Source organism: Agromyces subbeticus DSM 16689 (genome assembly GCF_000421565.1).
Lineage (GTDB): Bacteria > Actinomycetota > Actinomycetes > Actinomycetales > Microbacteriaceae > Agromyces > Agromyces subbeticus.
In genome coordinates, this window is sequence record NZ_ATXG01000002.1 from 208,522 (window position 1) to 220,808 (window position 12,287).

General features: G+C 69.8%; 15 protein-coding genes, 2 tRNA genes and 1 riboswitch. Of the genes, 9 read left to right on the plus strand and 8 right to left on the minus strand.

The genetic code is table 11. The features are described from left to right. Positions 1–11: 11 nt before the first annotated feature. The 8 genes from H521_RS0104680 (at position 12) to H521_RS0104715 (ending at position 6,419) form a co-directional block, all read left to right on the plus strand. On the plus strand, positions 12–671 hold the full coding sequence (locus tag H521_RS0104680; protein WP_022891877.1) for a hypothetical protein: 660 nt from the start codon (positions 12–14) through the stop codon (positions 669–671). A gap of 81 nt (positions 672–752) precedes the next feature. After that, the gene (locus tag H521_RS0104685) at positions 753–2,021 is read left to right on the plus strand and encodes a DNA polymerase IV (RefSeq protein ID WP_022891878.1); all 1,269 of its coding nucleotides are present in this window, start codon (positions 753–755) and stop codon (positions 2,019–2,021) included. A 57-nt stretch (positions 2,022–2,078) separates the two neighbouring features. After that, positions 2,079–2,411, plus strand: coding sequence for a hypothetical protein (locus H521_RS0104690; RefSeq protein ID WP_022891879.1), 333 nt, complete (start codon positions 2,079–2,081; stop codon positions 2,409–2,411). A gap of 81 nt (positions 2,412–2,492) precedes the next feature. After that, a riboswitch (TPP riboswitch) is annotated at positions 2,493–2,593 on the plus strand. 39 nt (positions 2,594–2,632) lie between these two features. After that, positions 2,633–3,268, plus strand: coding sequence for an ECF transporter S component (locus tag H521_RS0104695; RefSeq protein WP_022891880.1), 636 nt, complete (start codon positions 2,633–2,635; stop codon positions 3,266–3,268). A 1-nt stretch (position 3,269) separates the two neighbouring features. Then, positions 3,270–4,760, plus strand: a complete 1,491-nt coding sequence (locus H521_RS21560; RefSeq protein WP_084511946.1) for an ABC transporter ATP-binding protein — start codon at positions 3,270–3,272, stop codon at positions 4,758–4,760. Beyond that, a complete protein-coding gene (locus H521_RS0104705) occupies positions 4,757–5,530 on the plus strand; it encodes an energy-coupling factor transporter transmembrane component T family protein (protein WP_026481910.1) in 774 nt (257 codons plus the stop codon). Before H521_RS21560 ends, H521_RS0104705 begins: the two co-directional genes overlap by 4 nt. Next, positions 5,527–6,108, plus strand: coding sequence for a nucleoside/nucleotide kinase family protein (locus H521_RS21565; protein WP_156891282.1), 582 nt, complete (start codon positions 5,527–5,529; stop codon positions 6,106–6,108). The genes H521_RS0104705 and H521_RS21565 overlap by 4 nt, the downstream gene beginning before the upstream one ends. 53 nt (positions 6,109–6,161) lie before the next feature. Beyond that, positions 6,162–6,419: a hypothetical protein gene (locus H521_RS0104715; protein ID WP_022891882.1), complete on the plus strand. Its 258-nt coding sequence runs from the start codon at positions 6,162–6,164 to the stop codon at positions 6,417–6,419. A 23-nt stretch (positions 6,420–6,442) separates the two neighbouring features. Here the strand turns inward: H521_RS0104715 and H521_RS0104720 are convergent, their stop codons facing one another. From H521_RS0104720 to H521_RS0104745, 6 genes are all read right to left on the minus strand, one after another. Then, the gene (locus H521_RS0104720; protein ID WP_022891883.1) at positions 6,443–7,699 is read right to left on the minus strand and encodes a D-alanyl-D-alanine carboxypeptidase family protein; all 1,257 of its coding nucleotides are present in this window, start codon (positions 7,697–7,699) and stop codon (positions 6,443–6,445) included. A 25-nt stretch (positions 7,700–7,724) separates the two neighbouring features. Further along, positions 7,725–8,072 carry a metallopeptidase family protein gene (locus H521_RS0104725; protein WP_022891884.1) on the minus strand — a complete coding sequence of 116 codons (348 nt, stop codon included), beginning with the start codon at positions 8,070–8,072 and terminating at the stop codon, positions 7,725–7,727. 79 nt (positions 8,073–8,151) lie between these two features. Beyond that, positions 8,152–8,227, minus strand: a tRNA-His gene (locus tag H521_RS0104730). 43 nt (positions 8,228–8,270) lie between these two features. Then, entirely contained in the window at positions 8,271–8,891 is a 621-nt protein-coding gene (gene orn / locus H521_RS0104735) for an oligoribonuclease (RefSeq protein WP_022891885.1), read from the minus strand. 67 nt (positions 8,892–8,958) lie between these two features. Next, positions 8,959–9,031, minus strand: a tRNA-Arg gene (locus H521_RS0104740). A 74-nt stretch (positions 9,032–9,105) separates the two neighbouring features. After that, complete coding sequence (locus H521_RS0104745) at positions 9,106–10,329, minus strand: cation:proton antiporter (RefSeq protein WP_022891886.1); 1,224 nt, start codon at positions 10,327–10,329, stop codon at positions 9,106–9,108. Positions 10,330–10,456: 127 nt separating this feature from the next. Between H521_RS0104745 and nadE the strand changes: the two genes are divergently transcribed. Continuing rightward, positions 10,457–11,278 (plus strand): ammonia-dependent NAD(+) synthetase, encoded by an 822-nt coding sequence (gene nadE / locus H521_RS0104750; protein WP_022891887.1) that lies wholly within the window; start codon positions 10,457–10,459, stop codon positions 11,276–11,278. 24 nt (positions 11,279–11,302) lie between these two features. On the opposite strand, the gene H521_RS21570 is transcribed toward nadE, so the two are convergent. Beyond that, positions 11,303–11,953 (minus strand): hypothetical protein, encoded by a 651-nt coding sequence (locus tag H521_RS21570; RefSeq protein WP_022891888.1) that lies wholly within the window; start codon positions 11,951–11,953, stop codon positions 11,303–11,305. A 75-nt stretch (positions 11,954–12,028) separates the two neighbouring features. After that, complete coding sequence (locus H521_RS24890; protein ID WP_156891283.1) at positions 12,029–12,283, minus strand: hypothetical protein; 255 nt, start codon at positions 12,281–12,283, stop codon at positions 12,029–12,031. Positions 12,284–12,287: the final 4 nt, after the last annotated feature.

The window sequence follows — 12,287 nt, forward strand, 5'->3', positions numbered from 1 at the left end:
ACGAGGACACCATGGGATTCCTTGACCGTCTTTTCGGCAGTGTGCCCGACGAGCCGGCGGCTCGTCCGGCCCAACCGGCTGCACCGGCCGCGCGAAAGCTGAGCGGCGACGAGCTCGCGATCGAGCGCTACCGCTACCTCATGCGCACCGCGCCGCCCGAGTCGATCGAGGCGGTGCACGCCGAGGCGTTCGCCAAGCTCACGCCCGAGCAGCGCGCCGCCGTCTTCGCATCGCTGACCGAAGAAGCGCCCGCCGGCGAGCGACTCGTCTCCGACGAGCCCGGCGCACTCGCCCGCGCGGCGACTCGGGCAGAGCTCCGCGCCCCGGGCAGCGTCGAGCGGGCGTTCAACCGCGCGGATGCCGGCGCCGGCCGCGGACAGCAGGGCGGGCCGTCGTTCGGCGGCATGTTCGCGGGCTCGCTGCTCGGCTCCGTCGCCGGTGTGGTCGTCGGTTCGGCGATCGCCCAGGCGTTCCTGCCCGACCCCTCATCGGCCGACGCCGGCGCCGACGGCAGCGGCGACAGCGGTGACGCGGGAACCGAATCGAGCGCCGACGCGAGCGCCGATGCCGGCGGGTACGACGCCTCCGGTGCCGATTCGGGCGGTGACTCCGGTGGCTTCGGCGACTTCGGTGGCGGTGACTTCGGCGGCGGTGGAGACTTCGGGTTCTGACGCTCCTGGCGTCGCATCCGAGCGGCGCTCGCGACGCCGGGTGCCTCCGGCGATGACGGTGGCAGGGGCTAGGGTCGCAGCATGAGCAAGCAGGACGGCTCGTCGCGCCAAGTGACCACCGGTCCGGTCGACGACTCGGCGACACCGATCCTGCACGTCGACATGGACGCCTTCTTCGTGTCAGTCGAGCTGCTGAAGCGTCCAGACCTGCGCGGCAAGCCCGTGCTCGTCGGTGGCACGGCCGGCCGCGGTGTGGTGTCGGCCGCGAGCTATGAGGCGCGCAGATACGGTGTGAACTCCGCCATGCCGATGTCGCTCGCGTTGCAGCGCTGCCCCAACGCAGTGGTGCTCCGCGGCGACTACACGAGCTACGCCGAGTACTCGCGGCGTGTCATGACGATCTTCGAAGAGGTGACTCCGCTCGTCGAGAAGCTCTCGATCGACGAGGCGTTCCTCGACGTGTCGGGCGCGCGGCGCCTGCACGGCAGCCCGGCCGAGATCGCGTGGACCCTGCGCCAGCGCGTGCACCGAGAGACCGGGCTGACGTGCTCGGTCGGCGTGGCCGCGACGAAGTTCGTCGCGAAGGTCGCGTCGAGCCGGTCGAAGCCCGACGGCATGCTCGTGGTGCCCGCCGATCGCACACTCGAGTTCCTGCATCCGCTGCCGGTCTCGGCGCTCTGGGGCGTCGGCCGGGTGACGGAAGAGTCGCTCACCCGCATCGGCCTGCGAACGGTCGGCGATGTCGCCGCGATGCCGGCCGAGGCGCTCGAACGCGCGCTGGGTCCCGCCCTCGCGGCCAAGCTCAGCCACCTCGCCATGGGTGTCGACGCACGTGACGTCGTCACGGGCCGCGAGGAGAAGAGCATCGGGCACGAGGTCACCTTCGGCTACGACCTCACCGACCTCGAGCAGTTGCGGCGCGAGTTGCTGCGGCTCTCCGACGATGTGGCGGTGCGGTTGCGCCGCGCGGGTCTCGTCGGGCGCACCGTCGTGTTGAAGCTCCGGTACGGCGACTTCCGCACCGTCACCCGTTCGCGCACGCTGGGCGAGCCGACGGACGTCGCACGCCGCATCTACGACGAGGCCTCCGCCGCGCTGGGCGAGTTGGCCGGCGACGGCGCACGCATTCGTCTCATCGGGGTTCGCGCCGAACAACTCCGTCCGTCCGGCAGCGGCGCCATGCTGTGGGACCCCGATGAGGAATGGCGAGAGGCCGAGCGCACGATCGACGAGGTCACCGCTCGATTCGGCCGCGGGTCGGTGCGACCCGCGGCGCTCGTGCGCCCCTCGGCCGCCCGCGTCGAGTCCACGCGCCGCAAGAACGCGTCCGGCGGCGGCGCCACCCCCTGACGGTGCCGATTCGCCGAGGGGGTGGCTCCTCGGCGCGCACGCGGGTAGCGTTGGCCCATGGCTGAACTCGTATTGGAACTCGCCGAGACCGTCGCCGGCGTGGGTGTGAAGACGTCGTACGGCGAGATCCTCGACATCGATGGCGCCAAGGTGGTGCCGGTGGCGCTCGGCTACTACGGCTTCGGGGCCGGCAGCGGCTCCGACGCCCAGGGCGATGAGGGCGGCGGTGGCGGTGGTGGGGGAGTCTCCATTCCGCTCGGCGCATACGTCGGGCGCGGTGGCGACGTCAGGTTCGAGCCGAACCTCATCGGCCTGCTCCTCGTCGCTACTCCGCTCGTTTGGGTGACCGGCAAGGCCCTCCGCATGGTGATCCGAGCGCTCAAGCGCTGAACTCGCGATCCGCACTTCCGCGGCTGTGCGGACTCCCGCGCAGGCGCGCTCGACCACGTCGGCGTATACTCGTCAGCGAAACACGGGAGTCCGGTGAGCCGGGCTGAGAGGAAGGTTCTCAACCTTCGACCGTCGAACCTGATCTGGGTCATGCCAGCGCAGGGAGGCCAATCACATCTCAATTCCCGTGCCCTCTTTCCACGAATCGAAAGGGCACGACAGTGCACACCGCATCATCTGAAGCCAGCACCCCCTCCGTCACCGCGAAGTCGCGCAACCTGCGCTGGCGGGTCGTCGACATCGTCGTCGCCAGCGTCATCGGCGTCGCCACCGGATTGCTCTTCCTCTTCTGGAACAACGTCGGCTACGCCTGGTTCAGCGCGGCCGACGCGCTGACCCCGGGTCTCGGCGGCGTCGCCGTCGGCATCTGGTTGATCGGCGGCGTGCTCGGTGGTCTCATCATCCGCAAGCCCGGAGCAGCGCTCTTCGTCGAGCTGCTCGCCGCCATCGTGTCGGCGCTCATCGGCAACCAGTGGGGCATCGAGACGATCTACTCGGGTCTCGCGCAGGGTCTCGGCGCCGAACTCGTCTTCGCGCTGCTCGCGTACCGCAGGTTTGGCCTGCTTCCGGCGATGCTCGCCGGCGCCGCGGCGGGCGCCGCAGCGTGGACGCTCGAGCTCTTCGTCTCGGGCAACCTGGCGAAGTCGGCGGAGTTCCTCGGACTCTACTTCGCGACCGTCGTGATCTCGGGCGCGCTGCTCGCCGGGCTGCTCGGCTGGCTCATCGTGCGCGGCCTCGCGGCGACCGGGGCGTTGAGTCGATTCGCCGCCGGCCAAGACGTGGCACAGCGAGTCTGAGGTGACAGAGGCCTCCGAAGCCACCCGTCCCGCGCGCGTGGAGGCGCGCGGGTGGGGGTGGCGTCATGCCGGCCGCAAGAGATCGGCGCTCGACGGCATCGACCTGCGCATCGCGCCGGGGGAGCGGGTGCTGCTCCTCGGCCCGTCGGGTTCCGGCAAGTCGACCCTCCTGCACGCCCTCGCGGGTGTGCATGGCGGCGCAGAAGAGGGCGAGGAGACGGGGACCCTGCTGATCGACGGCGAGTGGCCCGGGGCCGTGCGCGGCCGCGCGAGTCTCGTGCTGCAGGACCCCGATTCCCAGGTGATCCTCGCCCGCGTGGGTGACGACGTCGCGTTCGGCTGCGAGAATCTCGGCGTGCCGCGGAACGAGATCTGGCCTCGCGTGCGCGCGGCGCTCGAGCAGGTCGGGCTCGACCTGCCGCTCGATCACCCCACGAGTTCATTGTCGGGCGGCCAGAAGCAGCGGCTGGCTCTCGCGGGGGCGCTCGCGATGCGCCCGGGCCTGCTGCTGCTCGACGAGCCGACCGCGAACCTCGACCCCGAGGGCGTCGCAGAGGTGCGTCTCGCCGTGGCGCGCACACTCGATCGCACCGGGGCCACGTTCGTCGTGGTCGAGCACCGGGTCGACGTGTGGATCGATCTCGTCACGCGCATCGTCGTGCTCGGTCGCAACGGCCGGCTGATCGCCGACGGCGATCCTCGCCAGGTCATCGACACCCAGCGCGACGCGCTGCTCGCCGCCGGCGTCTGGGTGCCCGGCTCTCCGCCGACCGTGTCCGCTGCCCAGCCCGTCGCCGCGGCATCCGTCGCCGATCTCGAGGCCGTCGAGCTCGCGATCGGCCGACGCAGTGATGCCGTCGTGCGCGAGGGCCTCGAACTGTCGCTGCCGCATGCGGCGTCGACCGTGCTGACGGGTCCGAACGGTGCCGGCAAGTCGACCCTCGCGCTCACCATGGGCGGCCTGCTGCCACCGTTGGCTGGCCGGGTGCGCGCCGCGCCCGACCTCGCCGCGGGGCTCAGGACCGATCCCATCCGCTGGCGTTCTCGAGAACTGCTGACGCGCATCGGCACCGTCTTCCAGGAGCCCGAGCATCAGTTCGTCGCGTCCACGGTGCAGCGCGAGCTCGAGGTCGCACCACGTGCGCTCGGGCTCGACGCGGCGACGACGAAACGTCGAACCGACGAGATGCTCGAGCGGCTCGGCCTCGCCCTGCTCGCCGAAGCGAACCCGTTCACGCTGTCGGGCGGCGAGCAGCGACGGCTCACCGTGGCGTGCGCGCTCGTCGCGCAGCCTCGCGTGATCATCCTCGACGAGCCCACGTTCGGTCAGGATCGCCTGACCTGGATCGAGCTCGTGACGCTTCTGCGCGGGCTCGTCGACGACGGGGTCACCCTGCTGTCGGTGAGTCACGATCCCGCCTACCTCGCGGCACTCGGAGATCAGCACCTCGACCTCAGTCGCGAGGCATTGCTGGCGAAGGCGGCCGCATGAACCCGGCAGCCCGACTCAGGCTGGTCGACCGCGTGAATCCGGTCAGCCGGCTCGCGGCGGCGATGCTCCTGACCACACCGCTGCTGCTCACCGTCGATTGGGTCAGTGCCGCCGTGGCGCTCGTCGTGCAGCTCCTGCTGTTCGCCATCGCCGGCGTGACGCCGGGAATGCTCGTGGCGCGCACGTGGCCGATCCTCATCGCGGCACCCATCGCCGGGCTCAGTATGCTGCTCTACGGCCGCCCCGAGGGCACCGAATACTGGTCGTTCTGGCTGGCGCGTGTCACCGACGGTTCGATCGAGCTCGCGGTCGCCGTGACCGTGCGAGTGCTCGCGATCGGTCTGCCCGCGGTGCTGCTCTTCATGAACGTCGACCCGACCGAGCTCGCCGACGGCCTCGCCCAGATCGCTCGGCTGCCGAGCCGGTTCGTGCTCGGCGCACTCGCGGGCGCGCGCCTCGTGGGGCTCTTCATCGAGGACTGGCGGGCGATGGCATTGTCGCGCAGGGCGCGCGGCATCGGAGACCGCGGTGCGGTGAGGCGCTTCGCCACCATGGCGTTCGCCCTGCTCGTGCTCGCCATCAGGCGCGGGAGCAAGCTCGCGACGGCCATGGAGGCGCGCGGTTTCGGTTCCGACCACCCGCGGACCTGGGCACGCGAGTCCCGTGTGGGCTGGCCGGACGCAGCCCTGCTGTGCCTCGCCGTCGGCATCGCGGCACTCGCGATCTGGGCCGCGGTCTGGGCGGGCACCTTCCACCCGGTGTGGTCGTGACGTCGCCCCGCGACGAGGCGGCGCCCGCGGCATCCGCCGTGCGTGCGGTGCTCGCCCGCATCCGCGCCGACGAGAGCGCCGGGCGCGCACGCATCATCGCGATCGACGGACCGAGCGGCTCGGGCAAGAGCACGCTCGCCGACGCGGTGCTTCGCGCCTGGCCCGGTCACCCGCCCGAACTCGTCCGGCTCGACGATGTGTATCCAGGCTGGACGGGGCTCGAACGAGCCGGCCTCGAGGTGTCGCACGACCTGGTCGCCCGCCGGCGACGGGGCGCGGTCGGGCAGTGGCGACGCTGGGACTGGGCCGCCGAGCAGGTCGGCGGAGTCGAGCGCGACCGACCAGGCCGCGCCTTGATCGTCGAGGGCTGCGGAGCATTCGCGGCCGTCCACTCGGCCGATGCGGTGCGCGTCTGGGTCGAGGCGTCGGTCGAGGTGCGCAAGCGCCGGGCGCTGGCCCGCGACGCCGGAGCCTTCGACCCGTACTGGGATCTGTGGGAGGGCCAGTGGCGCCGGTACGTCATTCGCACCGCACCCGCTCGTCGTGCCGACGTACGGGTGCGGGTCGTCGGCAACTGATCGCCATCTGGGCGGGCCTGCACGGTGCCGGGGGCGAGGGCTACGGTAGTGACATGAGCACAGACACGACAGGCGCCCAGTACGTCGCGGAGTTCCTCGACGGCCCGCTCGAAGGCGAGTTCGAGCAACGCATCCTCGTCGGAGGCAAGGCCGAGCGTCGCGTCGGCATGGTCGCGGCCGTCGACGGCCTCGAGTCGCTGTTCTGGTACGACGCGGTCGACGAGCGCGAGGTCAACGGGCAGCTTCGGGTGAGCTTCCGCTTCGACGCTGACGACTCGGATCCGGTCGAGTCCGACGACGAGAACGACTGAGCCGACGGGCTCAGCCGACCGGCTCAGTCGCGCTGGTCGAAGAATGCGCCGATGAGCGCGCCCGGGTTGGTCAGTCGCCAGAGCGGCCCTGGGTCGCGGATGTCGTCGGTCAGCTCCAGTGGCGATCCGACCTCGCCGTCGGCGGTCTCGACACTGACGCGACCGATCTCGCGCCCCGCCGACGCGGTCGTGAACGGCTCGACGGTGACGGATGTCTCGCCGACCGCGCTTCCCCAAGCGGCATCCGCTCGGCTCACCGAGGCGATGAGATCGGCGCGGTCGCCCCACGCCGATTCGACGCGTGCGTAGGTCGTGCCTGCCGAGATCACCTCGACGGGCGCGGCCGACACCGAGCTCGAATCGATCGCGGCCTGAACAGCCGCGTCGAGCGTGTCGTAGTCGGGCATGAGGGTCATTCCGCTCACGAGGCGGTGCGGCGGGTCGCCCTCGGCGCCCGCAACCTCGGTCGTGAAGACGAAGCTGACACCGGCCTGGTCGGTGTAGCTGCGGGAGAGCGCTCGCACGCCGCTCTCACCGAGGTGGGAGACGACGTCGGGCACGTCACGCTCACCGGGTATCGAGGGCGTCTCGGCAGCATCGAACAATTCGGCGAGCCGCGGGTCGGCGAGCACGAGGGCGCCGAGTCGGGTCAGCTCTTCGGCGGTGCCGATGTTGTCACCCGAGAGTCCGGTCGCATCCGCGACGTGCATCGTGGCGAAGTCGTGCGCGGCGAGCCACTCGTTCGCCGCCTCGACGTAGGGTTCGACGCCACCGAACGCCCAGCGAGCGAGGGTGTCGGCGTGGTTGTTGCTCGAGGCGAGGAGCACGGCACGTACGACGTCGCGCTGGGTCCAGGTCTCGCCGGGCAGCACGGCCAGGGTTCTGGAGTCCTCGGAGGCGTAGCGCAGGTAGTCGGTGTAGTCGTCGGGCCCGATCGTGATCGCGGGACCTGCGCCCCCGGCTGCGAGCGGCAGGGACTCGAGCGTCGTGAGCACGGTGACGAGCTTCGCCGCTCCGCCGATGGGAACGGCCGCGGCATCGCCGGCGGTAGCGAGCGTCGAGGCAGTGCCGTCGTCGCCGAGTGCCGCGATCGCGCTCGCTCCGGTGTCGGGCAGGGTGATCGCAGCAGCGCCCGCGGCATCATCACCCGATGCGCTCGTCGTGGTGACGGTCACCGTCGGAAGCGGCCCGAGGAGCATCGCGGGGCCGTAGACCCCGATGCCGAGGATCGCGATCGCTCCGACGGCGATGCCGACGATTCGGCCGGGGGTGATGCTCATTGAATCAGCGTATCCCGGCGTCGAGTCACGCCCAGCCCAGCTCGTGCAGGCGGGCGTCGTCGATGCCGTAGAAGTGGGCGATCTCGTGCACGAGGGTCACGTGGATCTCTTCACGGAGCTCGTCTTCGTCGTCGACGATCGCCAGCAGGGGTTCGCGGTAGAGCACGATGCGATCGGGCATCTCACCGAAGCCGTAGCGATCGCGTTCCGTCAACGCCCAGCCGTCGTAGAGGCCGAGCAGGTCGAGCGAGCCGTCTTCGGGCCGGTCTTCGACGACGAACACGACGTTGTCGAGGCCGTCGACCATATCGTCGGGCAACTGATCGAGCTCATCGACGACGATCGCTTCGAACGCCTCGGCATCGAGTTCCACGAGTGGCTCCGATCGGGGTTCGACGGGCTCGAATCGGCGTTCGGACGGAGACGGCCATCGTGCTGCCGGGGAAAAACATTGGGGTGAGTAACGGGGCTTGAACCCGCGACCTCCTGGACCACAACCAGGCGCTCTGCCAACTGAGCTATACCCACCATGTGCAGACCGCCGAAGCAATCTGGCAACTCAAAGAGACTACTACACCTTGGCGTCGAACTCGTCCACAACGGTCGCTGCGAGCGTCTGGAGCTCTTGCGACGAGAGACCGGGCTCGGCGACGAAGACCGCTCGACGGTAGTAGTGGAGCTCGCGGATGGACTCGAGGATGTCGGCGAGGGCCCGGTGGCCGCCGTTCTTCTGCGGCGAGTTGAAGTACGCGCGGGGATACCAGCGCTTCGCCAACTCTTTGATCGACGAGACGTCGACGCTGCGGTAGTGCAGGTGCGCGTCGAGGCGAGGCATGAACTTCGAGAGGAATGCCCGGTCGGTGCCGATGGAGTTGCCGGCGAGGGGGGCCTTCTGCTCGTCGGGCACGTGCTTCAGCACGTATTCGAGCACTTCGTACTCGGCCTCGGCGACGCTGACCCCGTTGGGGATCTCTTCGATCAGCCCCGACTGCGTGTGCATCGTGCGCACGAACTCGCCCATCGACTCGAGCGCGCTCGAGTCAGGCTTGATCACGATGCTGAGCCCCGCATCGACGGGATTCAGGTCGTAGTCGGTGATGACGACGGCGATTTCGACGAGCTCATCGACCTCGAGGTCGAGTCCGGTCATCTCGCAGTCGATCCAGACCAGTCGGTCACTCGAGGAAGCCATGCCGCGATTCTATCGGGGTGGTCCGACGTGCGTCGTTCGCGGGGCCCGACCTGGCGCTCATTCTCGGTGCCCCCGGCAGGAATTGAACCTGCGACCAAGAGATTAGAAGGCTCCTGCTCTATCCGCTGAGCTACGGGGGCGGCGCTGCCAAGCATACCGGGAGGACCCGGGAGGCTCGCTGGGCATGCGTGCGACGGACGGATGGGCGGAGGTGTCATCCCTCGATCGGCACATGGCGGCCGCTATCGGGTGGCGCGGGCTCTGCGACATCCGTTCTGCCCTTGCGAAGGGCGAGCGCGATGAGCGGGAAGAGCAGCACCGAGAGCATGCCGGCGCCGACGAGCGCGGCAGCGGTGCCGCTCGGCAGGTCGCCGTTGTCGACGCCGATCGCCGTGACCGCGACGATGATGGGGAGGCCGGTGGCGCCGAAGAGCGCGGTCGCGACCAGATCGCGGCGGCTCGAGCCCTTGGGAGCAGACAGGAGGGAGGGGCCACCGCGGATGACGAGCATGAGCACGAGGAAGATCGGCAGGAGCAGCATCGTGCGGATGTCGCCGAAGAGCGACGCGAGGTCGAAGGTCACGCCGGTGTTGATGAAGAACACGGGCACGAGGAATCCGTAGCCGACCGCCTCGAGCTTCGTCTCGACGATCTCGGCATCTCGTTCGGGTGCGCCGGAGAGCAGCAGCCGGTACAGCACACCCGCGGTGAACGCGCCGAGGAGCATGTCGAGGTCGAGCACGATGCTGAGCGCGACGAGCGCCAGCAGCACGAAGATGACGAGGCGCACGGCGAACTGCCCGCTCGTATGCAGGGTCGCGGTGATCACCCGATGCATCCGCTTGCCGACTCCCTTGGCGGCCAGCCAGATCGCAATGCCTGCGATGACGGCGAAGGTCAGGAGCACGGCTGCGGCGAGCAGCGGTGAACGGCCACTGAGGAAGATGGAGATCGCGAGCAACGGGCCGAACTCGCCGACCGCGCCGAGTGCGATGACGGCGACTCCGAACGGTGTGGCGAGGTCGCCGGAGTCGCGCAGCACCGGCATGATCGTGCCGAGCGCCGTCGACGTGAGCGCGATGCCGATGAAGGCCGCGGCAGGCAGGTCGGCCGCGAGCACGGTCGCGATGCCGATGCCGGCGGCGAGCGAGATGATCCAGCCGATCGCCGCGCGACTCAGCGGCCGGCCACGAATCGCACGGAAGTCGATCTCGTTGCCGGCGAGGAAGAAGAGCATCGCCAGGCCGAAGTCGGCGAGGAGGCTCATGAACTCATCCGGCTCGACCCAGCCGAGCATCGCCGGGCCGAGCGCGAGGCCCAGCACGATCTCGAAGACCACGAGGGGGATCGCCACCCAACGACCGACCAGACGCACGAGCAGCGGAGCCGCGACGGCGATGGCCGGCACGAGCACCATCGTTCCCACCGAGATGTGCATGCGTACTCCCCTCCCGGGCACGATCGTGCATCTGTCGCGATGCTAGCGGAGGTGCCGGCTCGAGCACGGCGGCGACGCGGCGCACCCGGTTTGCGTGCCGGAAACATCTCGGCGGTATCGTCGTGGAATGCGAGAGCTGCAGTCGAGAATCATCGCCGACCTCAACGTCACCGCCGTCATCGACCCCGCAGAGCAGGTGCGAGCACGAATCGACTTCCTGAAGTCGTACCTGCTGGCGACCGGCGCGGCCGGGTTCGTGCTCGGCATCAGCGGGGGACAGGACTCCACGCTCGCCGGCCGGCTCTGCCGCCTCGCGGTCGACGAGATCGTCGCCGATGGCGGTGCAGCGCGGTTCGTCGCGGTGCGGCTGCCGTACGGCGTGCAGCGCGACGAAGACGATGCGCAGCTCGCGCTCGGGTTCATCGAGCCGCAGGAGACGATCGTGTTCAACATCAAGGCGGGCGTCGACGGACTCGCGGCCGACTTCGCCGAGGCGGTCGACGCGCCGCTCAGCGACTTCGGCAAGGGCAACGTGAAGGCCCGTATGCGCATGGTGGCGCAGTACGCCCTCGCGGGCGAGTGCAGACTGCTCGTGGTGGGCACCGATCACGCTGCCGAGGCGATCACGGGGTTCTTCACGAAGTTCGGTGACGGCGGCGCCGACATCCTGCCGCTCACGGGACTCACGAAGCGACAGGGGCGTGCCCTGCTCGAGCACCTGGGCGCACCCGAGCGGCTGTATCTCAAGGTGCCGACCGCAGATCTGCTCGACGCAGACCCAGGTCAGTCCGATGAGGCGAACCTCGGCCTGAGCTACCACGACCTCGACGACTACCTCGAGGGTGTCGCGATCGACGACTCGGTCGCCGAGCGCATCGAGACCCGCTACCTGCAGACACGGCACAAGCGCACGGTGCCCGTGTCGATGTTCGACGACTGGTGGCGCTGAGCGCCCGCGTCGTTCAGCGCAGGTTCAGCGCAGCGATTCGGTTTGCACGGTCGGCGTCGGAGCGGTGTTGGCCGTCGCCGTGCGCGCATCGTCGAGCTTGACCGCGCCCTGATAGCGCTGCTGGTGCTGATCGGCGACCCACGCGTCTTGCTGGTCGACGGCGACCTGCTCGGGCTCCTGGCGCTGCGAACGCCACCGCGTGAGGTCGTTCTGGAACTGCCGGCGCGTGCGTGAAGGACGCCGCTGCCATTCGAGGAGACGATCGCGGAACTCGACCACTGCCGGGTCGAGCTGGTAGCCGAACGTCGCCGAGGCGCGCTTGAGTTCGTGCAGTTGGTGCGCCGCCCAGTTCGCGGCGACATCCGACCCGCGGATCGGCAGCAGCCGAACGATGATGTCGGCCTGACCGACAGCGCGGTCGGCCAGCACCTGCTCTTGCGGGGTGAGCGAGTTCCACACCGACGCCTCGGTCGCGGCATCGACGAGCGCCGCGATCGCGGCGGCCTTCGCCTCGCGATCGCGCTGCGCGACGAGCCGCTTGATCGCGAGGTTCGCGATCCACACGGCCAGGAGGCCGGCCGCGAGCACCGCGAAGAACAAGACGGCGGCCGAGAAGACGGCCGGACGCGCCGCGCTCGAGTCGAGCCAGGAAATGAGATCGTTCCACCACTGCATGGCCGCAGGCTACCGCGCGCGACCGATGCCGTGACTGAGCCGCTGCGGCGTGCCCCGATACCCGCGATCGAGCGGTCAGCGAAAGACCTCTGCAGCGTCGCGCGACGACCAGAACTCGCCGAGATCGATCGAGCGGATGCCGCCGGCCACGAGTCGTTTCGCAGCGAACCGCAGCTCGGCGCCTGCGCCACGTTGTTCGATGTGCCCGAGCACCGCGCCCTGCGGGCGCGTGACGCGCCAGAGGCCAGGGGCCGCCGGGGAGATCAGCAGGCCGGGCACGACGATCGGGAAGGGCTCGCGCGTGCGCGCGATGCTGGTGGTGGCGGACATGTCG

What these genes read in the sequence shown, in the direction of transcription:
- H521_RS0104680 (WP_022891877.1), top strand. Translation starts at nt 12, where the DNA reads ATGGGATTCCTTGACCGTCTTTTCGGCAGTGTGCCCGACGAGCCGGCG.
- H521_RS0104685 (WP_022891878.1), top strand. Translation starts at nt 753, where the DNA reads ATGAGCAAGCAGGACGGCTCGTCGCGCCAAGTGACCACCGGTCCGGTC.
- H521_RS0104690 (WP_022891879.1), top strand. Translation starts at nt 2,079, where the DNA reads ATGGCTGAACTCGTATTGGAACTCGCCGAGACCGTCGCCGGCGTGGGT.
- H521_RS0104705 (WP_026481910.1), top strand. Translation starts at nt 4,757, where the DNA reads ATGAACCCGGCAGCCCGACTCAGGCTGGTCGACCGCGTGAATCCGGTC.
- H521_RS0104715 (WP_022891882.1), top strand. Translation starts at nt 6,162, where the DNA reads ATGAGCACAGACACGACAGGCGCCCAGTACGTCGCGGAGTTCCTCGAC.
- H521_RS0104720 (WP_022891883.1), bottom strand. Translation starts at nt 7,699, where the DNA reads ATGAGCATCACCCCCGGCCGAATCGTCGGCATCGCCGTCGGAGCGATC.
- orn (WP_022891885.1), bottom strand. Translation starts at nt 8,891, where the DNA reads ATGGCTTCCTCGAGTGACCGACTGGTCTGGATCGACTGCGAGATGACC.
- H521_RS0104745 (WP_022891886.1), bottom strand. Translation starts at nt 10,329, where the DNA reads ATGCACATCTCGGTGGGAACGATGGTGCTCGTGCCGGCCATCGCCGTC.
- nadE (WP_022891887.1), top strand. Translation starts at nt 10,457, where the DNA reads ATGCGAGAGCTGCAGTCGAGAATCATCGCCGACCTCAACGTCACCGCC.
- H521_RS21570 (WP_022891888.1), bottom strand. Translation starts at nt 11,953, where the DNA reads ATGCAGTGGTGGAACGATCTCATTTCCTGGCTCGACTCGAGCGCGGCG.
- H521_RS24890 (WP_156891283.1), bottom strand. Translation starts at nt 12,283, where the DNA reads ATGTCCGCCACCACCAGCATCGCGCGCACGCGCGAGCCCTTCCCGATC.